This window comes from Loigolactobacillus jiayinensis (assembly GCF_003946445.1).
Lineage (GTDB): Bacteria > Bacillota > Bacilli > Lactobacillales > Lactobacillaceae > Loigolactobacillus > Loigolactobacillus jiayinensis.
The window spans coordinates 1-19,934 of the sequence record NZ_RHOF01000060.1 but is presented as its reverse complement, the minus strand read 5'-3'; the positions used below and the strand labels follow the sequence as shown (position 1 = coordinate 19,934).

Sequence of the window (19,934 nt, the reverse complement as noted above, 5' to 3'; positions counted from 1 at the left end):
TTCCAGTTCTGCCTAAAATTAGCTATCAACAGGATTTGACAAAGAGCCAAAAAAATAAAACCGATCACCTCAATAACGAGATGACCAGTTTTTATATTTTAAATAAGCTCAATCTATTTCCGACTCTGAATTATCGCTATCACTGTCCGAAGACTTACCATTATCTAAGAACAGTCCTACTAGTCCCAGCGCCGATCCGCCAGATAGTATAGACCCAACTATATAATGATCCAAATACATCAAGAAAGCTCCAACCACGATTATAACTAGTCCAATCGAAAAGCCCATCCAATCACGCCTTTTTTGATCCCTACGTGAATATTCAAGCAGCTTACTTTCCATACTTCTTCTGTGTTCGGACTCAGCTACACCATTATCGATTATTTGTTTAGCAGCGCCAGGATCCATTTGATTATATCGATCAAGAATATCGGGATGCGGTATTGGCCCGGAATACATTTCCAGTTTTGCTATTGCTTGCTGCCGCTTTTCTGGTGGTAATTTCTTTACATGATCTATTACTTGATCTACAGCTTCATCATTTTGTTGTGATTTTAAAACCTTTTCGTCGCTCATAATTATTTAAAGACCCAAATAAATCCTTTCCAATCTTTTTATAATCACCTGAAATTTTCAAGGCATCAGTTTTTTTAGCATTTTGATCTTTATTTTTAGGTATTTTTATACTTTTTATCACAAAACTATCAGTTTTCAAGACCACATTTGAAAGAATGGTGAAAGATTGAAATAACGTTTTATTTAGGCCTTTGAAAAAATGACTATAAAATTTATTCATGAGTCACCATTCCTTTCTTTTCGCAACTTAAGTATAGCATAATAGAGAAGTGCATGTCTAAAAAATAATCCTAGCTTGTTTAACTAAATTTACCCCAGCTATGCGATAAAAATAAAGCGTATAAGTTTTTAAAAAGGTGTTAATCGCTGTTATATCAGCGGTTAACACCTTTTTTGTTTGCATAGCGAAAGTCTAAAAATGGACACGCTTTGTATTTTTGAGAACATTAAAGCTAACTTTACAGTAGGTCATTTACCCAAGCCAATTCGCCAACGACAACTTCACTTATTGACCTACACAAATTAGTGCTTGCGGCAATTTAGTTGCCAGCCCTGTTTCCTACAGCCAACCATTAGAAATAGCCCCCCAGCTGCAGCTATTAAACAGCAGCTAATATCAAAAATTGCCGCCTAGCTAAAAATCAGTTCATGCATCTAATTCGCATTTTCTCAATAATTAGTGTATAGTTACTACTGGTGAATTTGTACAATAGCTGTGCAAACAGAAAGTCAATTAGCGCTGAGAAGGCTGAATTAAGGCATCCTCGGCTTTTGCGTGCGCCCTTAACTTCCTGAACCAGTGCTTGGCCTTGAACAATGTTGCGGTTTCTAGCCAAGCAGTCGTCGTTTTTCAACCCAATGAAAAACGCAGTTACATTTGTCAATATAGAGTGGTAGGCGTTAAATATGGAAAAACAAAAGCAACCTGAATTGCCGTTTCAACGGCTTTCTGATCAAGCAATTAGTCGTAATCTGACAACCTTTATGAAACAATTTAGTAAAGAACAGCAGACGCGCGAACAAGAAGCAAAAAATCAAAAGTCAGCTTAAAGCAACAGGGACCCGGTAAAAGCTACCGTGGTCCCTGTTTTTGTTTCTTTAATTATTATAGCTACTGCTAACAACGTTCCATGAAGCACCAGCATCCGGTGAACGCAATAACTGGCCTTGGCTATTAACCTTATACCAGCCAATTGTTGGTGCGGTACTGGTATCTGCGCCTTGTGCTTGCATATTCGCGCTATTGTGATTTTCCCGCACTTGGATCACCAATTCACCATTGGCGTCTTTACTCATGGCGTAGCTTAAATCTCCATCTTGGTAATTACCGCTAATATTGCGGGCTACCCAATTTTGAACTTGTGCTGTGGTTAAATTCAAACCATCCGCAGATGTTGTAGCCGTTTGGCTTTGTGCAGTTGCTGAAGCGCTGGCCGCTGAACTAGTTGTACTTGCTGTCGTTGAGCTACTACTCGTGTCACTGGCACTAACAGCAGTTGATTCGTTTGCGCTCGTGCTGCTAGCGTCAGCGCTGCTACTGGCGCTACTAGCAGAATTAGTTGCGGAATCAGTACTGGCGGCCTTTTTACTGCTAGTCTTCTTGCTGACCTGGCTTGTCTTTTGACTAGTATCACTGGTCGAATCCTGACTGGCACTTCCATTACCACACGCTGCTAACGTTGCTGCAGTGACCCCGATCAATAAAACACCGAAAAGTTTTTTCATGTTGTTGATCCCCTTCCACATCATGCCGAACTGACTACGTTGATTTTAACAAATAAGTATGGTGAAACTCAAGGTTTAAGTGAAAACGCTGGCAATAATTTAGCGGATAAAAAAAGCAGCCTCGATTACTCGAGACTGCTCATTAAGACTAGTAACTAGTCTTTAACAACGTTAGTCGCTTGTGGGCCACGATCGCTGTCTTCAACGTCAAAAGTTACATGTTGGCCTTCTTCTAAAGACTTGTAACCTTCGCCTTGAATAGCTGAGAAATGTACGAATACATCGCTGCCATTGTCGCGAGTAATGAAGCCATAACCTTTGTCTGCGTTAAACCATTTAACTGTACCTGATTCCATGTGTAAAAATCCTCCTGTAGGTCATTTGACCTGTATAATTTGGTAAATCTTGTGAAAGGCGTACATTGGAAGAAGTTTACGATGAAACTTGAAACCAAAATATTCCGAACAAAGAAGTACTATAAGTATAGTAGCATATCCCCCCTGCAATAGCAAACTAATCAAGCAATTAATTTAAATAAATGATTAAATTGATTAGTATTTGCGCAAACAACGTCTTTATTTACCCACGATTACAAATTAACCGTCAGAAAGCGTTGCGCTACAGGTAGTCTACTTACTTAGATATTGATTTAGGTGCGCGGACCGTTACTAACTGGTCATCGATCAGCTGCAAAACTTTTTTAGCGTTATCGGGCTTAGCTAAATCATACTGTTGCAGATCGATTTTCATTTTTGGCCCTTCGGCGTAAACTTCAAACCATTCCTTATACGCATTCCAAATTTTATAGTAGTAATCGTACAAGCTTTGATCGTTTTCAACTTGCTCGTAATCACGGCCACGCTTTTTGATCCGGTATAAAATCGTATCAAAATCAGCGTAAGCGTAAACTAATAGATCTGGCGCTTTCTTAGGAATACTCTGCAATTCGGCCATCATATTGTCCAATAACTTTAAATAAATATCGAATTCTTGATCGCTAATATTGCCTTCCTTATTATTTTCTCGCGTGAATAAGGCATCTTCATAAATGGAACGATCTAGTACATTATTATCATCCGTTAAGGCTTTTTTGATCATCGCAAAGCGTTTATTTAAAAAGAAAATCTGCAGTAAGAATCCGTATTTTTTTGGATCAGAATAATACAGTGGTAAAACAGGATTATCGCCGACTGGTTCAAAGAATGCCTCTGTGCCTAAATGTTCCGCAATCATTCCGGTCAGCGTGGTCTTGCCGACGCCGATCATCCCTGCTGTTATTATCACCATGATTGGCCCCCTCGTTAGTTGCAAAAATGCATACCCTATATTGTAGGGCAGAATGAATCAAAGGACAATCTTTTTCGATAAAAACTTGTCAATGTGGGGTGACTAAGATTATTATAGATAAGTTGGGGCAAAAGATAACCCCATTAACTAATATATTGGAAGTGACATTTTGAAAAAATTCTGGATAGCGCTAAGTGCGATTATTGGCGTCCTTGTTATCGGCATGTTCGGTGCCGGCATGTATTTTTATCACGTGGCGGTAGTCCCAGGCCACAAAGATTTTCTCGCGGCAACACCAACCCTCAAAACCAGTGATCCCCTTTACCAGCAGAAGAAATGGTTTCTTGATGCTAAAAAAAGTCACTGGTACGAAACCACGGCGGATGGCTTGAAACTGGATGCAGATTACATCCCCGCCGCCCAGAAAACAAATAAAACCGCCGTTATCGCTCACGGCTTCATGAGTCGTAAGGAAGAAATGGGTGCCTACGCGGCGATGTTCCATAAAATGGGCTACAACGTGTTGTTACCCGACAATCGCGGCCACGGCGACAGCCAAGGCAATGTGATCGGCTTCGGCTGGCTAGATCGTAAGGACTATTTACAGTGGGCGCGCCAAGTTGTTGCTAAAAACGGCCAAAACAGTGAGATCGTCATGTTTGGCATCAGCATGGGCGCCGCTGGTATGGTGATGGCTAGTGGTGAGCAGCAACTCCCGCAAATTAAAGCTTACGCCGTCGACAGCCCCTACACATCGGTGGAGGACGAAATCACTTATGAAGCCAAGCAACAATATAATCTACCAAAATACCCACTGGTGCCAGTCACCAGCTTAGTCACCCGCATCCGCGCTGGTTACTTCTTTGGTGAAGCCAGTGCCGTTAAGCAGGTACGCAAAAATCACAAACCAATCTACTTTGTCACTGGTACCGCCGATAAATTCGTGCCGCACTATATGACTAAAAAGTTATACCAAGCGGATCATTCGCCAAAGGAAATGTGGTTAGTTCCTGGCGCCGCGCATGTTAAATCATTTAGCAAGCAACCAGTTGCCTACCAACAGCATTTAAAACAGTTCTTAACTAAATACGTCAAATAACTAAAGGTTGAAAGTTAATATTTCCACTTAAGCCCTGATCTGTTAGGGCTTTTTTGCTACAAAAATAGACATGAAACCATCCACATCTGTATACTTAAAGCGTCTAAACAAAAACCATACAGAGGAGTTTCATGCCTATGTCTACTATACAATACAATGACACTGATATTCATCATTCTTTTGCTCATTTTTCAAAATTGGTCCATCTCTCCGCTATTTTGCGTCGTGTCAATATCCATAAATCGCGCGGTATTAAAACTGAACGCTTATTTGAGTGGTTATTGACCACCATCTTTAATCGTTACTCCATTTTCAGAGCAGAAAAGGCTAATGATTTTTCAAAACGAACTGTTCGCAATTGTCTAAATGATCCACATATTAATTGGCAACGGCTAGTTCAGCTATTAGCGATCCATTTGATCCAATACGTGCAACATTTTACCGATCCAAGACGGCGACAAGCCTTGATCATTGATGATTCATTGTTTAAACGTGAATTTTCACGCAAAACTGAATTATTAGCTCGTGTTTTTGACCACGACAAACAGCAGTATTTTAAAGGCTTTCGGACACTAACTTTAGGCTGGAGTGACGGCAATACTTTTTTACCGCTGAACTTTGCCTTGATGTCATCAAGCCACGCCAAAAATCGGTTTGGGCACCTTAAGTCCAGTGATCAACGATCACTGGCCGCGAAACGACGTACACAGGCAACCCGTAAAATGACCGATGTCGCTTTAGAATTAGTAGATGATGCAATCAAATCCGGCATCAAGGCCAAGTACGTCTTATTCGATAGCTGGTATGCATCACCGCGTATGTTTGCGGCATTGCTAAAACGTCATTGTCATGGGATTGGTATGTTGAAAAAAACTAAAAAAGTCTATTTTCGTTATCGTGGCCGAGAAATGGATATTAAGACTTTATACACTAACTTACGGCGCAGTAAATGGCCAATTAAGGATAGCTATCTATACAGTCCAATCGTCACATTTGAAGTTGATGGCGAAAAAATCCCAATGAAGTTAGTCTTCGTAACCAAACGTGGCCAGGCTGATCAATATCTTGTGTTGGCGACCACAATGACTGACCTAAGACCAGAAGCAATCATTCAGATGTACGGTCGGCGTTGGCAGATCGAATGTTATTTTAAAGTCGCTAAACAATACCTGCAATTTGATCAGACTCAAGTCCAAAGCTATGATGGGCTTTGCGGTCACCTAGCAATGGTCATGTTAAGCTATGACGTCCTTGCATTGGCGCAACGTGAAAATACGGACGACAGGACGCTGGGTGACTTATTCTTCGATTATGGACGACCGTTGCCTGATATTAAGTTAGTAAGTGCGTTGAATTGGCTGATACAAACAATTACTGGTCTAGGTGAAAAACTCGACATGGCGGTTGAAACATTAACTATTATTTTTGACGAATTTATAAAAGCATTACCGAGTAGCCTGGCCAGGCTACTCGGTAATGCTCAATGAAGTGGAAACTAGTAATATACCGTGCCATAACCGTTTGACATCAATGGTTACGGTCTATTTGATACTTTCAACCTTTAGTCAAATAAATGTAAAACAGTTAACGCCCTAATTTAGTGGCCTTGACTGTTTTTTTGTTGCAGCAAAGCTTACTGAACACTAGCCGCTTTAGCTAAAAATGCATCTATTTTGTGTTTCAACAAAAAATTCGGCACAATAAACTTACACATGAAAAAGGAGCTGATCAAAACATGGCCTACAAAGCAACCAATCCGTATAACGGTGAACTTATTCGTGAGTTTTCCGATACGACTGCTGAACAAGTTGAACAAGCGCTGGTTAATGCGCACCAGTTTTATCAAACCGCCAAAAACCAGCCAATTGCCGAACGCGCCCAGCTACTCCAACAATTAGTCGCTGAATTGCGCAACCAAGTTGATCACTATGCGCGGCCATTGACAACTAATATGGGCAAATTATGGCCAGAAGCACAAGCTGAGGTCAAAAAAGCAGCTGCTTTTGCCGAATATTATGTCAAAAATGGTGAGCGCCTGCTACAAGATGTTGCCTACCCTGACGTTCCTAAAGGCAAAGCACACGTTGAATACCACTCACTGGGCGCTATTATGATGATTGAACCTTGGAACTTTCCGTTCACGCAAATTATGCGTGTTTTTGCACCAAACTTTATTATTGGTAACCCAGTTTTGTTGAAAGATCCGAGTATTATTCCTGAATGTGCCCACGCTTTCGAGGCCGCAACCATTAAAGTTGGCCTACCAGCTGGCGCCTTTAAAAATTTGTTCATCAATTACGATCAGGTCGACCAAATTATTGCTGACGACCGCGTACAAGGCGTGGCTTTTACCGGTTCTGACAGTGCTGGGAAAAAGATTGCCGCAACCGCTGGTAAGAATTTACGTAAATCCACCATGGAACTTGGCGGCACTGATGTTTTTATCGTTTTAGACGATGCTGACCTAAAAAACGCCATTCAGGCTGGGGTCACTGGCCGCTTAAATAATGCTGGTCAGGTTTGTACCGCAGCTAAACGTTTTATCATTCACGAAGCGGTTTATGCTGATTTTGTCGCCGGAATGAGTGCCGCCTTTGCCAAACGCAAGTTAGGTGACCCCATGGACCCGGCAACAACATTAGCACCCTTATCATCTAAGCAAGCACAGGAACAGCTACAAAAACAAGTTGATGCCGTGATCAAAGGTGGCGCTAAACTTATTTGGGGTAAAAACGAACCCATTGCTGGCCCCGGTGCCCTTTTTAACCCCTTGATCATAGAAGGCATGCAAGCGGACAATCCTATGTACGACACTGAATTGTTCGGTCCAGTTGCCCAAATTTATAAAATAAAAACGGACCAAGAAGCGCTCGACCTGGCTAATCACTCACAGCGCGGTTTAGGCGGCTCAGTTTTTTCTGCTAACTTAGCCCGCGCCCGCAAATTAGCCTCACAGATTGAAACTGGCCAAGTGGCGATCAATCAAATGCTGACCTCCTACCCCGAATTACCATTTGGTGGCGTCAAACACTCTGGTTACGGTCGTGAACTAAGTGATCTGGGCCTGCACGAATTTGTCAACGCCAAAACTATTATTGAATAACTTGGACTGACAACCATTGGTAACTAGCCCCACTAAAAATAACAGCTAACCTACTTGAGCCTTGTGCGGTATAACGCCGCCACAAGGCTCTTTGTCATGTTACTGGTACTTTCTATCTAAACTTAAGCGAATACCACTTTTACTTTTGGGTACAACCTGTAAAAACCTGACATAATTTCACTTAGCAATCTGACAGTATACTGGCATATCTGACGCCCTAAAGAACATCTAGGGCTATCGCTTGATATTGTTGTTGTTTCTGGTATTATGAATATATAAAAAGCAGATACCGTTGCACCGGTACCTGCTCAAGCGTGAGTATAGCACGTGCTAGTGTGGGCTAACCCTTTTTGCGGTTAGCTTTTTTTATTATCTCATAGGCTTTAGCAAAGTTAATTGCCGCTCTTGAGAGAATAAATATCGCCGTTTTGACACTCCTAACACGATAACTAGATAGCACATATAGTCATCACCATCGTTTTGTATAGTATTGGTGGGATAGTGTGACGTTTACGTGCTGCTCACTAGGCCGCATTTAGGGGATCAATCCTAAACTTAACCGTGGCTTTATTATAAATGGCACTGCCACTTGTGGCAATATCGTTTGAGTATTCTGCACACATTACCGTTAAGCACTGGTATAGCGGTATTTCACTTGCTGCCATCCTACTTTTTACTGGCTGGGATGAATTATCTTCGTAGTGGCCACTACGAGTAACCAAAAAACACACTGTTAAAAGTGTGCTAAACGCCCCGCCAACTAGCTTTATTTTATTTTCGCCACTACGGATAGCTGATTTTAGATGCTTTTCCCTGAAACTTATAAAAATAAAAAAGTTGCCATATCAGCGCTTTGCGCGTTTATGACAACCTATGCAGTCCTGTTATTGGGTAACTAGGGATCGAACCTAGAAATTACGGATTCAGAGTCCGTTGCGTTACCATTTCGCTATTACCCAATGATGTTAAAACACATCAACGAATAATAGTTTACCGAAAAATCGGCTGACTGTCAATTACTAATTTGTTTTTTTATGCAGTCGGTTAAAAATATCATACCGATAGTTGTGCCACGTAATGACAAACGCACTGCCAATCAGGGCCAGACCACTAAGACTTAGCCACAAATTAGTTTGCTCCCCAGTGGCGGGTAGTAAGTTGACTAATAGTGAAGTCTTTGCTGTGGTTTGCTTTTTCTGTGCAGTATTGACAATTTTGACCGCAACTTTTTTAGGTTGCACCTTCGTCGTCGCGTTAGTGTCTTCGACTACCTTAAATGGTGTATCCTTTTTGCTCGACTGCTTAGCCGCAGTTTTTGTCGTTGTCGTGGTATCAGTAGATTTTAGCCCAGAAAATAAATCAGCCTGCGTCACCTTAGTTGTATCCGCTTTCGTAGCTGAATCAGTCTTAGTTGTTGTTTCTTTTGTTGCTGTGGTATCAGTTGGCGCACTTGTGGTGTCAGCAGTTGTTTGCGGCGTTACACTTGACTGCCTAGTTATTACTGACTCAGCAGTTTGCTGTGTATCGCCTTGTGCTGACGATTCAGCAGATGTGGCTCCTGAATGTGTCACTGGCTGGTCATCAGGTGCTGTAGCGGCAGTTTGCCCATTGCTTGTTTGCGGTTCAATTGCTGGTGTCGTTGTGGTAGTCACTTCCGCCGCACTTTCATCAGTTGGTGTCGTTGCTATTTTAGCGGTTGGCACTGCATTGTCTGCAGCAGCAGTAGTTGTGTTGCCATCAGTCACTTTAGCCGCTGGCGCCGCCTCATTGGCAGGCACTATTGGCGCTGGTAGAACTGGTGCTGTCAGTATTGTGGCGACTTGTGGCTCCTGCACAGTTGTTGCTGGCAGTGTTGCTGCGTTAGTGGCCGAGCCCAACAAACCTAAACTCAGCAGCACACCACCACTCAATAGCCAATATTGTATTGTATGCTTAAAAGCTGGCATCTAAATCCCTCCAGATAGATGACGGAAAAACCCATTTACCCTATACTATCATATCTACTAACTCGGGTCTAATGAAAACGCTAAAAAAGCACGCATACAGCCAAATTGGCCTGCTACGTGCTTAGTCAGTTGTTGATTGATTAGCAGCTTCACTACCATAATGATCCAAGAAATAAATCAACGTTTGTAATTCGTTAGCCAAATCAACATTTTGTACCCGCACGGTTGCTGGCACGGAAATGCGAATTGGTGTGAAATTCATGATGCCCTTAACCCCAGCCGCTACTAATTCATCAGCAACTTTTTGCGCATCATCGATTGGTACCGTTAAAATAGCCACATCGATCTGCTGAATCTGCAGTTGTTCTTTCATTTCCGCCATTGGATAAACGGGAACGCCGCTTTGAATCGTGTTAGCAATCTCTTCATTTATATCAAAAGCGGCACTAATGCGCACACTATTAGTCTGTCGGAAATTGTAGTTCAATAAGGCGTGACCTAAATTACCAACACCGATTAAAGCGACGTTAGTTAGGCGGTCTTGATTCAACGTTTTCTTGAAAAAGTTCAATAAACTTTCAACATCGTAACCATAACCGCGCTTCCCTAATGCACCAAAATATGAGAAATCACGGCGAATCGTTGCCGAATCAACTTGGACAGCTTCAGAAAGCTCTGTGGAAGAAACGCGCTGTTTACCCGCATTAAATAGAATATTTAAGTAACGATAATAAATTGGCAATCGTTTTGCCGTTGCCTTAGGTATTTTTGCTTCAGCCATTCGCTCAGCTCCAAACTATGTTTTTTTCAACTTGTGAATTAAGTTCTTATTAACACTTGTTATGATACTGTATTTACTTGTGAAAAGCAATTAATTGCTCACAACTTGAATTTCGCTTGCATGCCGTAAAATAGCGATATATGGTAAACTAGAGAGTGATTAAATTGTCACTAGTATTTCCGCTAAATATCGGTAACGACAACCTGCAAATTTGATACACCGCGAATGTGCTTTAATTCGCCAATCCACGCAAACGATAATTAAATTAGAAAGAAGCGAACCTCGTGATATTATTACAAGCACAAAACGTCGCCCGGCGCTTTGGCGCAGAAACTTTGTTTGAACATGTCCACTTAGAAGTTCAAAGTAACGCCCGTGTTGCCTTAGTTGGCCGCAATGGTATCGGCAAGTCGACCTTGTTGAAAATCATTATTGATCAAAATCCGCCTGACGAAGGCCAAGTGATCACCAGTAAAGGGGTTAGTGTTGGCTACTTATCGCAGGATACTGGCCTAGACTCCCAGCACACGATTTTCGCTGAAATGTTGACCGTTTTTGCTGACCTGCGCCAAATGGAACAACAAATGCATCAACTAGAAGCCCAATTAGGCGACCGTGAACTACTAGCCGATGAAGAAGCCTATCAGCAAGCATTAAAACGCTACGAACAGCTGCAGCACACTTTTACCGAACGAAATGGTTATGGTTATGAAGCTGAAATTCGCAACGTGCTCCACGGTTTCGGCTTTGATGCTGATTATTACGAGCACCGCGTCAGTGATCTATCTGGTGGGCAAAAATCTCGCTTAGCTTTAGCAAAATTATTACTAGAAAAGCATGACTTGCTGATTTTAGATGAACCGACCAACCATTTGGATATCGATACGTTGACGTGGCTAGAAGGCTATCTACAAGGCTATGCCGGCGCGCTATTAATCGTCTCCCATGATCAGTATTTTCTCGACAAAGTGGCTACCGAAGTGTACGATCTCAGCCAACACACCACCCGGCACTACAATGGTAATTACACCCGCTACCGGGAGCAAAAAGCCGCTAATTTAGAACAAGAATGGAAGGCCTACGAAAAACAGCAAGCCGAAATTGCTAAGTTGCAAGACTTTGTTGATAAAAATATTGTCCGTGCCTCCACAACAAAGCGTGCGCAAAGTCGCCGCAAACAATTAGAAAAAATCGTCCGGATCGAGCGACCTCAAAACGATAATAAAACCGTCCGTTTTAGCTTTACTGCCGATAAACAATCTGGCAATGAAGTATTAACAGTCGCTCACGCAGCGGTCGGTTATGGTGACACCACATTAGCTGATCCAATCGACCTACAAGTCAAGCGTCATGAAGCCATCGCGATCACGGGGCCAAATGGGGTTGGTAAATCAACATTATTAAAAAGTATCCTTGGTCAGATCCCCTTTTTAAAGGGTGCCGCTCAATTTGGCACCGGCGTGGACGTTGGTTACTACGATCAGGAACAAGAAAACTTACACAACAATAAAAGCGTACTCGGTGAAATTTGGGATGAGCATCCCACTATGCCGGAAGTCAATATTCGCCGCATTCTCGGTAGCTTCTTATTTACCGGTAGTGACGTTGAAAAATCAGTTTCCAGCCTTTCTGGCGGAGAACGCGCGCAATTAATGTTGGTGAAATTAGCCATGAACCACAATAATTTCCTCATTCTAGACGAACCAACCAACCATTTGGATATTGATAGCAAGGAAGTTTTGGAAGAAGCGCTGCGTAATTATGATGGTACGATCCTCTTCGTCTCCCATGATCGTTATTTCATGAATAATTTGGCCACGCTGACGGTTGAATTGTCCCGCGCCGGCACCGCGACTTACCTTGGTAATTACGATTACTATTTGGATAAAAAGGACGAAAAAGAAGCCATTGCCGCAGAAAATGCGCCAGCTGCTGTTGCGGCTACTAGTGCGGCGCCAAGCACTGATCAGCAACATTACCAATTGAACAAGGAACAGCAAAAACAAGCACGTAAACTACAACGCGAAGTGACTGCACTGGAAGAAAAGCTAGATGAACTAGATCTGCAAGATCAACAGCTGCAACTCGCGATGACCCAGCCCGATACATTACAAGATCCAGCTAAGTTAAATGAGTTACAGCAACAGTTGGAAGCTGTTCATCAGCAACAAGAAACCGTTGAAAATCAATGGGAGCAGCAAAGCTTAGCACTAGAAGAAATTCATACAGAATCATAAAAAGCTTGCCAAATTGGCAAGCTTTCTTGTAATGTTTAGCGACTCATTTTTGGCAAAAAAAATGGCGCTGTAACCAAAATTTTCTTGTGTTACAACCCCAGATCAAAACGTCACTTACTCAATTCTAGTTGCCGTTCTGGCGTCATATAATCAAAAGACAAGCCCGGTTTGGCGTTTAACTGGCCATTAGCACGGACACCTTGATTATAGAAAACGTGTGCAGCAGCACCGATCATCGCCCCATTGTCCCCGCATAAGCGTAATGGTGGCACCACGAAATCGACATTCGGCGTGTGCGCAGCAATTTCTTGTTGAAAACGCGCACGCAAGCCACTATTAGCAGCCACGCCACCAGCCATCACCAGTTGGTTAACGCCGTATTCACGCACGGCGCGCATCGTTTTAGTGACGATCACATCAATAACGCTTGCTTGGAAACTGGCGGCTAAATCAGCACGCGCTAATTCTTCCCCGCGCTGTTCAGCGTTATGCACTGTATTAATGAAGGCACTTTTCAAACCACTAAAGCTAAAATCATAATTGTCGTCCTTGATCATTGCCCGTGGAAAATTAAAGGTGTCCGTTCCCTGCTTGGCCAGATCATCGATTTTTTTACCGGCTGGGTAAGCCAGATTCAACACGCGCCCAACCTTGTCAAACGCTTCACCTGCCGCGTCATCGCGCGTATCGCCGATAATTTCAAACTCACCAGCGGCGCGCATATAGACGATTTCAGTATGGCCACCAGAAACTAGTAGCGCCAATAACGGATAAGTTAGCGGCTTAACCAAACGTGCGGCGTAAATATGGCCAGCCATGTGGTTCACTGGCACCAACGGTAATTGATGCGCAAAGGCGATCGCTTTAGCTGCGGAAACACCAATCAGTAACGCACCGACTAACCCAGGACCGTACGTAACGGCCACTGCGGTTAAATCAGCGTAGGTCACATCAGCTTGGGCCATGGCCTCTTCGGCACAAATGGTAACCTGCTCAACGTGATGACGACTGGCTACTTCTGGCACCACGCCGCCAAAGCGTTTTTGACTATTGATCTGTGAGGCGATCACATTGGATAAAATCGTATCCCCATTTTCGACTACTGCCACACTGGTTTCGTCACAACTTGATTCAAAAGCTAAAATTAACTCGCGTTGCTGCGACTTGTTCTCCGTCATGATTTGATTCCTTCCATTCCAAGGCCATGATCAAGGCATCCTCCGTCGGCGCGGCGTAGTAGTCACGACGACGATTGAGCACCGTAAAACCTAACTTGGTGTATAATTTTTGCGCCGGTAAATTACTAGCGCGAACTTCTAAATAAAAATGGATCGGCTGTGTTTGTGCCTGCAACAAAACTTGCCACAACTGCCAAGCAATATGCTGCCGCTGCCATTTTGGATCCACGACCACATTGGTGATCTCGATTTCGTCCAATACAGCGGTATAACTGATAAAGCCGCTGAGTTGACCTGCATTGACCGCAAATAAGTAATATTGATGCGGTGCCTGCAAATTAGCGACAAACGTAGCCTGCCGCCAAGGTGCACCTGTTGGGTAGCTGGCGGCACAAACCTGATAGCACCATGCCCCTAACGCTGCCGCTTGCTGTGTGAGCTCGCTTTTGTCGGGCCAATAATAGGCCATTAAACTTGCTCCTGCAGTGGCAGCATCATATTCAAGGCATCCTCATGATCCGCGACGTAATAGGCTTTCTTGATGTTCTGATCTTGAAAACCTAGCTTGCGGTATAAATGCTTGGCTGGTTCGTTGCTGACACGGACTTCCAGCGTTAGCTTTGTTGAGGGCAACTCCTGGCTTTGCCGGATCATCCAAGTCATCAAAAAGCGGCCGATACCTGCATTTTGATAATCGGGGTCGACAGCAACATTGGTAATGTGCGATTCGTGAGTAGTGAACCAGCAACCAATAAAAGCAACGATTGCCTCATGATCCAGCAATACTAGATACAGCGTGTCATTGATTTTACGTAATTCATTGGCAAATGATCCCCGATCCCACGGTGTTTCACCAGCATAACAACGCCGTTCAACGTCCAACAGTTCATCAAGATCGTCTTCGCTGGCGCGGCGCAACACAAATGGTTTACCACCGAGGTTGACTTCTTGGGTGGTGAAGTTAAGCGGTGGCAACATAGTTTCATTACTATACCATTGTCTAAATTTCTTCCACATAGGGCTCATGTCCTTCATTGTCGGGATGCTGCTTCAGCCAATTGACCTCGGCTTCGGTCATACGTAAATAAGTTGGTACAAAACTGTGAATATCAGCAACCGGCGTGGCCTGTGCACCAAGGCTTGCTAAGCGGCTAGCTTGCGGTAAGTCAAAACTGGCCGGCGCAATTTCACCTAGCTTGATCAGTTGGTCGTTAAAAACAGCAGTATCCCCAACAAAGGTGAGTGGCTGCTTCGTAGCTGCTAGTTGCGGCAGCCATTCGGCCAAAGCCATATGCCGATCAGCCAGCACATTCACTAAGCGGCCTTGTTGCCACTGATATGCGCCGGTGAAAACAGCATTACGCCGAGCGTCAAATAACGGCACGATCAAGCCATTAGCTTGATCAGCTGGCCAATTGCTGGCGACGACAGCTAAACTGGAGATACCGACTAATTGTTTATTTAGCGTCCAGGCTAACGTTTTGGCAGTGGTCACGGCGATACGAATACCAGTGTACGACCCTGGCCCTTGTGCCACCGCCACTCGATCGATGTCGCTAGGTTGTTTTTTGGTGGCAGCAAACAAATATTCCAGTGCCGGCATCAGCCCATCACTGTGAGTTTGCTTAACATTTAATGTGACTGTACCAAGACTTTGTTGCTCGGTGGCCAGGGCGACGGTCAATGCTTGATTCGATGTATCAATAGCTAAAACTAACATCTCGAACTTCCTTTTCAAAGTGGAAATAGCAGTTAGCTTAAACACTACCCTACTTAGTCCCACGTTTTCACTAAAGTTATACCTAAAATAATTAATCATTACGGTAAAGTTACAATAGACTATATTTATTAATTGCTTCATCTTAGCACAAAGTAGGTCATGTTTCAGCTGACTTGCTTCAGTATGCTTTCAATGTACCATTATACCAAAACTTGCGCTAAACGGCGGCATTGGTTTCGTAAGTGTGAAAAAATTCGCCTACGCTTGCAAAAGTAACTAAAGCGCTGCATGAAAATTAAGTTTACAAACTCAAGCCTTTACTAAAAAAGTGAAAATGAGTAAAAATTAATCGTATTCTGAGTGTATTCACGGGTATTTTTCATTTTTTTCAGTTATATTAAGCTTGTAACCAAAACAAACCAAACCTTTTTCATTTTTTGACACTTCTTCCCCCGAAGAAGTGACTCTCCCCAGAACATCTTCCGCCCGAAGATGTTCTTTTTTTACAATATTCTTTTTGGCAGCATTCGTTTAAAATCTGTCGTAAACTTGCGCTAATATTTTGAAAGAAGACCATTAAAATCATTGGCACCTGTATTAAATTCGAACCCAGTCGTGACTGAAGCTGACCTGCGTTAGGCCTTATCCACGCTAAACTAATAATAGGAGCACATAATTATGAAACACCTTCTAATTCTGCATACTGGTGGCACCATCGCCATGGCTGAAAATGACAACGGCGCATTGATCCCCGGTGCCGCTAATCCGCTGATGGCTTATAATAAGTTATTTGCCGATAAATACGAACTGACTGTGGAAGAACCCTTTAACTTACCCTCACCACACATGACGCCGCGGGAAATGCTACAACTGAAACAGCGGATCATTACCGCAGAACAAGCCGGTATTGATGGTGTGGTTATCACTCACGGCACCGATACGCTGGAAGAAACTGCCTATTTTCTTGATTTAACTTTACCACCAGTGATTCCAGTTGTCATCACCGGTGCCATGCGCTCTTCTGACGAAATCGGTTCCGATGGCTTATATAATTTAACCAGCGCACTCAAAACGGCGGCCGCACCTGATGCCCGCGGTAAAGGTGTTCTAGTGGTTATGAATGATGAAGTTCATAGCGCGCGTTTTGTTACCAAAACCCATACCACCAACGTGGCGACTTTCCGCACGCCAACTTTTGGCCCCATTGGTATTATGGAAAGTAATGGCGTTAAGTTTTTTCAAGACCTCGTCAATCAATCGATCTGCGATATTGACCACGTGATCGATCACGTTTTCCTGTTGAAAGCCTATGCCGGTATGGACGGTACTTTTTTCGAGGCATTAGATCAACCAACAACTAATGGCTTAGTTATTGAAGGCACTGGCGCTGGTAATTTACCACCGGCAACTTTACCCGCACTCGAAAAATTATTAGCACGCCATATTCCGATCATCCTCGTCTCCCGTTGTTTCAACGGTGTGGCGGAACCCGTTTATGGCTACAAAGGCGGCGGCCAACAATTAGCTGAAATGGGGCTGATCTTCTGCCAAGGCTTAAACGGCCAAAAAGCACGAATCAAGTTGCTCGTTGCACTTTCCAGTGGCAAACGTGGCGCCGAACTAGCCACCTATATGCGTGACGCTATTTCATAATATACTAAAGAGACTGTGCCCTAATATTAGGGCACAGTCTTCTTTTTACGCTTTATTTTTTAGCTGCTTTTTTCTCAGCTTCTAATTTTTTCGATAATTCAATGATGTAATCGCGTAATTGGTCCTTAACTTCAGGATGGCGCAAACCAAATTCAATATTCGTTTGCACATAACCAAATTTATTACCGACATCGTAACGATTGCCTTTAAATTCATGGGCAAAAACACGTTGAATTTTGTTCAACTCATCGATAGCATCAGTTAATTGAATTTCACCACCAGCACCAGGCTTTTGATTATCAAGAATATCAAAAATCTCAGGTGTTAACAAATAGCGACCGATAATAGCTAAATCACTTGGCGCCTTGTCAACAGATGGCTTTTCTACGAATTTACGGACATTATATAAGCCGGGGAATTCTTCGGCTTCAGGATCGATCACACCGTATTTAGACACTTCATCATGGGGCACACGCTTAACAGCTAACGTTGATGCATGGGTCTTTTCGTAGTCATTGATCAATTGCTTAGTCAATGGGACCTTATCTTCCATTAAATCATCGCCTAGCATCACAACGAATGGTTCATTGGCAATAAACGATTTAGCTAAGCGGACAGCATCACCTAAACCGTTGGGATGTGATTGGCGAATGAAAAATAGATTAACTTTCATGTTAGTGGTTTCCTGAACCACCTTCAACATCTCATCTTTATGCTTCTTAATTAAATTTTGTTCCAGTTCAGGCACAGAGTCAAAATGATCTTCAATTGGCCGCTTGCCCTTCCCAGTAATAATTAAAATATCGTCAATGCCCGATGCTTGGGCTTCTTCTACGATGAATTGAATCGTTGGTTTGTCAACGATTGGCAACATTTCCTTTGCCATTGCTTTAGTTGCTGGCAAAAATCGTGTCCCAAGACCTGCTGCCGGAATCACTGCTTTATGTACGTTCATTCTCACGCCTCCAATAAAAGTATGTTCTCATTATACTATAAACTCAGGGTTACTTCCTTAAAAACACCTAATAATCGCAAACGGATACAAAAAGGAAATTTGGTATAGGTGCTTTTTGGAGCTACCGTTGAAAAATAAAAACAGGTGGGACATAATTTTGCTTATGCCCCACCTATCCAAAATAATGGCAGAAATCTATAATTGTAGCATTTTAGCTAACGCCCCATAATCACTGGAAGTCAGCTGCTTGATCACCCGATTGTAACGACTAGGGATCTTGTCTGTTTGAAGTGGCGTAAAATAAAAACCGGCATGCGCATTGGCCACATATGTTTCTAAATCAGGGTAATCCTTGATTTGTGCCTTGTGCTCAGCTAAAAAGCCCTTAAACTGTTGCAATAGCTCATAATCGTTAACTGGTTTTGTACTGGTGAACATAATTAATACCTCCTAATAGTGGTTAATTTGTCTATCAAAAATTAATAGTGTCACAGGCGATAACACTTCTTCTGGTACCGTTTGCTCTACACCCTTAAAGTAACGCGTTTGACCTTACATAGCAAGTCATCTGAACCAATTATCATCAAATCTTAAGCTGGTCTCATTTAGGCACAAAAAAGACCCGCTACCACTGGCAACGAGTCGCTGAGTTAGTGATTCAATTGACGTTCGATCTGGTCGAAATCTTGTGGGGTCAACTGACGAATCACCCGTTTATAATGCTTAGGAATCCGAGCCTGGCTACGCATAAATGGGGTCATTGTCGGTTGTTCTTTTCGCACGTATTCCTTGACTGAATGGTATTGTTTGACTTGTTGACGGTGGTCTAACAAATAACTTTTAAAGTGCTGTAACAGTTCATAATCAGAAATAGTTCTCGTGGCTAACAAGGTTCTCTCCCTCTCTACTTTGACAAAAATAAGTTCTGCTTGACGTGTTAGGTTGTTAATTTCTCTGTTGGCTATACCATAACATATCTAGAGATTAGTACAACCGATAACTGACTAAATTAGGGCTTTCTTAGCGACTTCTTAGTAAATACCAATTTAACGTTTGCTTATAAATAAAATGACATATTCATGTTAGCTTTTAGGCCAAGTTAAAAGATCGTTGATACTGAATTGTCCCAATTAGCGCAGCGACCTGTTCAGGCAGCGGTGGTTTTAGCAAGTAAAATGCTGCCGGAACAGCAAAACTAGCTTTGACACCAAATTCATTTGCCGGTCGATAACCAAAGCGACCGTAATAAACTGAATCACCAAGGATACTGATGGCCGGATAATTAGCCTGCCGAGCAGCGTGCTCCAGGTAATTGATCAATTGACCACCGATACCTTGGTGCTGATAGTCTGGCAACACCGCCAGTGGCGCCAAGGCTAGCGCAGTGACCACTTGTGTCTGGTTTTGAATCACAATTTCTGACAGCATAGCGTGCCCAACAATTTTACCGGTGGTTGTGCGCGCCGCAACGTCAAAAGCAGCCCGATAATCTTGTTCTTGGCGTAATCGGCCAATCAAGTGATGCTCGTCTTTATCAGTGTACTGGCTGCCGCTGAAGGCCCACTGTACGACTTGCTGCGTTGCCGCGTATTCAGTTAATTGAACTGGGCTAATTTTAACTGTAAGCACCTAATAATAAACCGTTTTTCAATACAAATCGCCCGATCTCAGAAT

The 19,934-nt window shown here is 43.0% G+C and carries 21 protein-coding genes and 1 tRNA gene; 6 read left to right on the top strand and 16 right to left on the bottom strand.

The window, feature by feature from the left end:
* Nucleotides 1–108 precede the first annotated feature (108 nt).
* Together EKM80_RS12570 and EKM80_RS12565 are read right to left on the bottom strand one after the other, a co-directional pair.
* On the bottom strand, nucleotides 109–576 hold the full coding sequence (locus tag EKM80_RS12570) for a DUF2335 domain-containing protein (protein WP_125553738.1): 468 nt from the start codon (nucleotides 574–576) through the stop codon (nucleotides 109–111).
* Nucleotides 539–796 (bottom strand): hypothetical protein, encoded by a 258-nt coding sequence (locus EKM80_RS12565; RefSeq protein WP_125553736.1) that lies wholly within the window; start codon nucleotides 794–796, stop codon nucleotides 539–541. Before EKM80_RS12565 ends, EKM80_RS12570 begins: the two co-directional genes overlap by 38 nt.
* Before the next feature lie 686 nt (nucleotides 797–1,482).
* Here EKM80_RS12565 and EKM80_RS14930 point away from each other — a divergent pair.
* The gene (locus tag EKM80_RS14930) at nucleotides 1,483–1,626 is read left to right on the top strand and encodes a hypothetical protein (protein ID WP_164509560.1); all 144 of its coding nucleotides are present in this window, start codon (nucleotides 1,483–1,485) and stop codon (nucleotides 1,624–1,626) included.
* Nucleotides 1,627–1,674: 48 nt separating this feature from the next.
* Here EKM80_RS14930 and EKM80_RS12560 read toward each other — a convergent pair whose 3' ends face one another.
* The 3 genes from EKM80_RS12560 to EKM80_RS12550 all read right to left on the bottom strand — a co-directional run bounded on the left by EKM80_RS12560 (nucleotide 1,675) and on the right by EKM80_RS12550 (nucleotide 3,588).
* Nucleotides 1,675–2,301 carry a hypothetical protein gene (locus EKM80_RS12560; RefSeq protein ID WP_125553734.1) on the bottom strand — a complete coding sequence of 209 codons (627 nt, stop codon included), beginning with the start codon at nucleotides 2,299–2,301 and terminating at the stop codon, nucleotides 1,675–1,677.
* 155 nt (nucleotides 2,302–2,456) lie between these two features.
* On the bottom strand, nucleotides 2,457–2,657 hold the full coding sequence (locus EKM80_RS12555) for a cold-shock protein (RefSeq protein ID WP_010688028.1): 201 nt from the start codon (nucleotides 2,655–2,657) through the stop codon (nucleotides 2,457–2,459).
* A gap of 277 nt (nucleotides 2,658–2,934) precedes the next feature.
* Entirely contained in the window at nucleotides 2,935–3,588 is a 654-nt protein-coding gene (locus EKM80_RS12550) for a deoxynucleoside kinase (protein WP_125553732.1), read from the bottom strand.
* A gap of 169 nt (nucleotides 3,589–3,757) precedes the next feature.
* Between EKM80_RS12550 and EKM80_RS12545 the strand changes: the two genes are divergently transcribed.
* From EKM80_RS12545 to EKM80_RS12535, 3 genes are all read left to right on the top strand, one after another.
* Complete coding sequence (locus EKM80_RS12545) at nucleotides 3,758–4,687, top strand: alpha/beta hydrolase (RefSeq protein WP_125553730.1); 930 nt, start codon at nucleotides 3,758–3,760, stop codon at nucleotides 4,685–4,687.
* A 137-nt stretch (nucleotides 4,688–4,824) separates the two neighbouring features.
* Nucleotides 4,825–6,174 carry an IS4 family transposase gene (locus EKM80_RS12540; protein WP_010015028.1) on the top strand — a complete coding sequence of 450 codons (1,350 nt, stop codon included), beginning with the start codon at nucleotides 4,825–4,827 and terminating at the stop codon, nucleotides 6,172–6,174.
* A gap of 248 nt (nucleotides 6,175–6,422) precedes the next feature.
* The gene (locus tag EKM80_RS12535; RefSeq protein ID WP_125553727.1) at nucleotides 6,423–7,790 is read left to right on the top strand and encodes an NAD-dependent succinate-semialdehyde dehydrogenase; all 1,368 of its coding nucleotides are present in this window, start codon (nucleotides 6,423–6,425) and stop codon (nucleotides 7,788–7,790) included.
* Nucleotides 7,791–8,677: 887 nt separating this feature from the next.
* Here EKM80_RS12535 and EKM80_RS12530 read toward each other — a convergent pair.
* The 3 genes from EKM80_RS12530 to EKM80_RS12520 form a co-directional block, all read right to left on the bottom strand.
* A tRNA-Gln gene (locus EKM80_RS12530) sits at nucleotides 8,678–8,749 on the bottom strand.
* 60 nt (nucleotides 8,750–8,809) lie between these two features.
* Complete coding sequence (locus tag EKM80_RS12525; RefSeq protein WP_125553725.1) at nucleotides 8,810–9,736, bottom strand: LPXTG cell wall anchor domain-containing protein; 927 nt, start codon at nucleotides 9,734–9,736, stop codon at nucleotides 8,810–8,812.
* Nucleotides 9,737–9,857: 121 nt separating this feature from the next.
* Nucleotides 9,858–10,517, bottom strand: a complete 660-nt coding sequence (locus tag EKM80_RS12520) for a redox-sensing transcriptional repressor Rex (protein ID WP_125553723.1) — start codon at nucleotides 10,515–10,517, stop codon at nucleotides 9,858–9,860.
* 284 nt (nucleotides 10,518–10,801) lie between these two features.
* Between EKM80_RS12520 and EKM80_RS12515 the strand changes: the two genes are divergently transcribed.
* Nucleotides 10,802–12,754, top strand: a complete 1,953-nt coding sequence (locus EKM80_RS12515; RefSeq protein ID WP_125553721.1) for an ABC-F family ATP-binding cassette domain-containing protein — start codon at nucleotides 10,802–10,804, stop codon at nucleotides 12,752–12,754.
* Between the two features lie 110 nt (nucleotides 12,755–12,864).
* On the opposite strand, the gene tsaD is transcribed toward EKM80_RS12515, so the two are convergent.
* The 4 genes from tsaD to tsaB are packed head-to-tail and all read right to left on the bottom strand — an operon-like array spanning nucleotide 12,865 to nucleotide 15,652.
* The gene (gene tsaD, locus EKM80_RS12510; RefSeq protein WP_125553719.1) at nucleotides 12,865–13,932 is read right to left on the bottom strand and encodes a tRNA (adenosine(37)-N6)-threonylcarbamoyltransferase complex transferase subunit TsaD; all 1,068 of its coding nucleotides are present in this window, start codon (nucleotides 13,930–13,932) and stop codon (nucleotides 12,865–12,867) included.
* Nucleotides 13,886–14,401, bottom strand: a complete 516-nt coding sequence (gene rimI / locus EKM80_RS12505; RefSeq protein WP_125553717.1) for a ribosomal protein S18-alanine N-acetyltransferase — start codon at nucleotides 14,399–14,401, stop codon at nucleotides 13,886–13,888. The genes tsaD and rimI (EKM80_RS12505) overlap by 47 nt, the downstream gene beginning before the upstream one ends.
* Complete coding sequence (gene rimI / locus EKM80_RS12500; protein WP_125553715.1) at nucleotides 14,401–14,949, bottom strand: ribosomal protein S18-alanine N-acetyltransferase; 549 nt, start codon at nucleotides 14,947–14,949, stop codon at nucleotides 14,401–14,403. Before rimI (EKM80_RS12500) ends, rimI (EKM80_RS12505) begins: the two co-directional genes overlap by 1 nt.
* A complete protein-coding gene (gene tsaB / locus EKM80_RS12495) occupies nucleotides 14,933–15,652 on the bottom strand; it encodes a tRNA (adenosine(37)-N6)-threonylcarbamoyltransferase complex dimerization subunit type 1 TsaB (protein WP_125553713.1) in 720 nt (239 codons plus the stop codon). The genes rimI (EKM80_RS12500) and tsaB overlap by 17 nt, the downstream gene beginning before the upstream one ends.
* A 678-nt stretch (nucleotides 15,653–16,330) precedes the next feature.
* Between tsaB and EKM80_RS12490 the strand changes: the two genes are divergently transcribed.
* Nucleotides 16,331–17,305, top strand: a complete 975-nt coding sequence (locus EKM80_RS12490) for an asparaginase (protein WP_125553711.1) — start codon at nucleotides 16,331–16,333, stop codon at nucleotides 17,303–17,305.
* 52 nt (nucleotides 17,306–17,357) lie between these two features.
* Here the strand turns inward: EKM80_RS12490 and galU are convergent, their stop codons facing one another.
* The 4 genes from galU to EKM80_RS12470 all read right to left on the bottom strand — a co-directional run bounded on the left by galU (nucleotide 17,358) and on the right by EKM80_RS12470 (nucleotide 19,889).
* Complete coding sequence (gene galU / locus EKM80_RS12485) at nucleotides 17,358–18,260, bottom strand: UTP--glucose-1-phosphate uridylyltransferase GalU (RefSeq protein ID WP_125553709.1); 903 nt, start codon at nucleotides 18,258–18,260, stop codon at nucleotides 17,358–17,360.
* Nucleotides 18,261–18,455: 195 nt separating this feature from the next.
* Entirely contained in the window at nucleotides 18,456–18,698 is a 243-nt protein-coding gene (locus tag EKM80_RS12480) for a hypothetical protein (protein WP_125553707.1), read from the bottom strand.
* A gap of 212 nt (nucleotides 18,699–18,910) precedes the next feature.
* Nucleotides 18,911–19,150 (bottom strand): hypothetical protein, encoded by a 240-nt coding sequence (locus tag EKM80_RS12475; protein ID WP_125553705.1) that lies wholly within the window; start codon nucleotides 19,148–19,150, stop codon nucleotides 18,911–18,913.
* 199 nt (nucleotides 19,151–19,349) lie between these two features.
* Nucleotides 19,350–19,889, bottom strand: a complete 540-nt coding sequence (locus EKM80_RS12470; protein WP_125553703.1) for a GNAT family N-acetyltransferase — start codon at nucleotides 19,887–19,889, stop codon at nucleotides 19,350–19,352.
* Nucleotides 19,890–19,934 lie beyond the last annotated feature (45 nt).

What these genes read in the sequence shown, in the direction of transcription:
- EKM80_RS12560 (WP_125553734.1), bottom strand. Translation starts at nt 2,301, where the DNA reads ATGAAAAAACTTTTCGGTGTTTTATTGATCGGGGTCACTGCAGCAACG.
- EKM80_RS12555 (WP_010688028.1), bottom strand. Translation starts at nt 2,657, where the DNA reads ATGGAATCAGGTACAGTTAAATGGTTTAACGCAGACAAAGGTTATGGC.
- rimI (WP_125553717.1), bottom strand. Translation starts at nt 14,401, where the DNA reads ATGGCCTATTATTGGCCCGACAAAAGCGAGCTCACACAGCAAGCGGCA.
- EKM80_RS12480 (WP_125553707.1), bottom strand. Translation starts at nt 18,698, where the DNA reads ATGTTCACCAGTACAAAACCAGTTAACGATTATGAGCTATTGCAACAG.
- EKM80_RS12490 (WP_125553711.1), top strand. Translation starts at nt 16,331, where the DNA reads ATGAAACACCTTCTAATTCTGCATACTGGTGGCACCATCGCCATGGCT.
- tsaD (WP_125553719.1), bottom strand. Translation starts at nt 13,932, where the DNA reads ATGACGGAGAACAAGTCGCAGCAACGCGAGTTAATTTTAGCTTTTGAA.
- tsaB (WP_125553713.1), bottom strand. Translation starts at nt 15,652, where the DNA reads ATGTTAGTTTTAGCTATTGATACATCGAATCAAGCATTGACCGTCGCC.
- rimI (WP_125553715.1), bottom strand. Translation starts at nt 14,949, where the DNA reads ATGTGGAAGAAATTTAGACAATGGTATAGTAATGAAACTATGTTGCCA.
- EKM80_RS12570 (WP_125553738.1), bottom strand. Translation starts at nt 576, where the DNA reads ATGAGCGACGAAAAGGTTTTAAAATCACAACAAAATGATGAAGCTGTA.
- EKM80_RS12535 (WP_125553727.1), top strand. Translation starts at nt 6,423, where the DNA reads ATGGCCTACAAAGCAACCAATCCGTATAACGGTGAACTTATTCGTGAG.
- EKM80_RS12540 (WP_010015028.1), top strand. Translation starts at nt 4,825, where the DNA reads ATGTCTACTATACAATACAATGACACTGATATTCATCATTCTTTTGCT.
- EKM80_RS12520 (WP_125553723.1), bottom strand. Translation starts at nt 10,517, where the DNA reads ATGGCTGAAGCAAAAATACCTAAGGCAACGGCAAAACGATTGCCAATT.
- galU (WP_125553709.1), bottom strand. Translation starts at nt 18,260, where the DNA reads ATGAACGTACATAAAGCAGTGATTCCGGCAGCAGGTCTTGGGACACGA.
- EKM80_RS14930 (WP_164509560.1), top strand. Translation starts at nt 1,483, where the DNA reads ATGGAAAAACAAAAGCAACCTGAATTGCCGTTTCAACGGCTTTCTGAT.
- EKM80_RS12525 (WP_125553725.1), bottom strand. Translation starts at nt 9,736, where the DNA reads ATGCCAGCTTTTAAGCATACAATACAATATTGGCTATTGAGTGGTGGT.
- EKM80_RS12565 (WP_125553736.1), bottom strand. Translation starts at nt 796, where the DNA reads ATGAATAAATTTTATAGTCATTTTTTCAAAGGCCTAAATAAAACGTTA.
- EKM80_RS12550 (WP_125553732.1), bottom strand. Translation starts at nt 3,588, where the DNA reads ATGGTGATAATAACAGCAGGGATGATCGGCGTCGGCAAGACCACGCTG.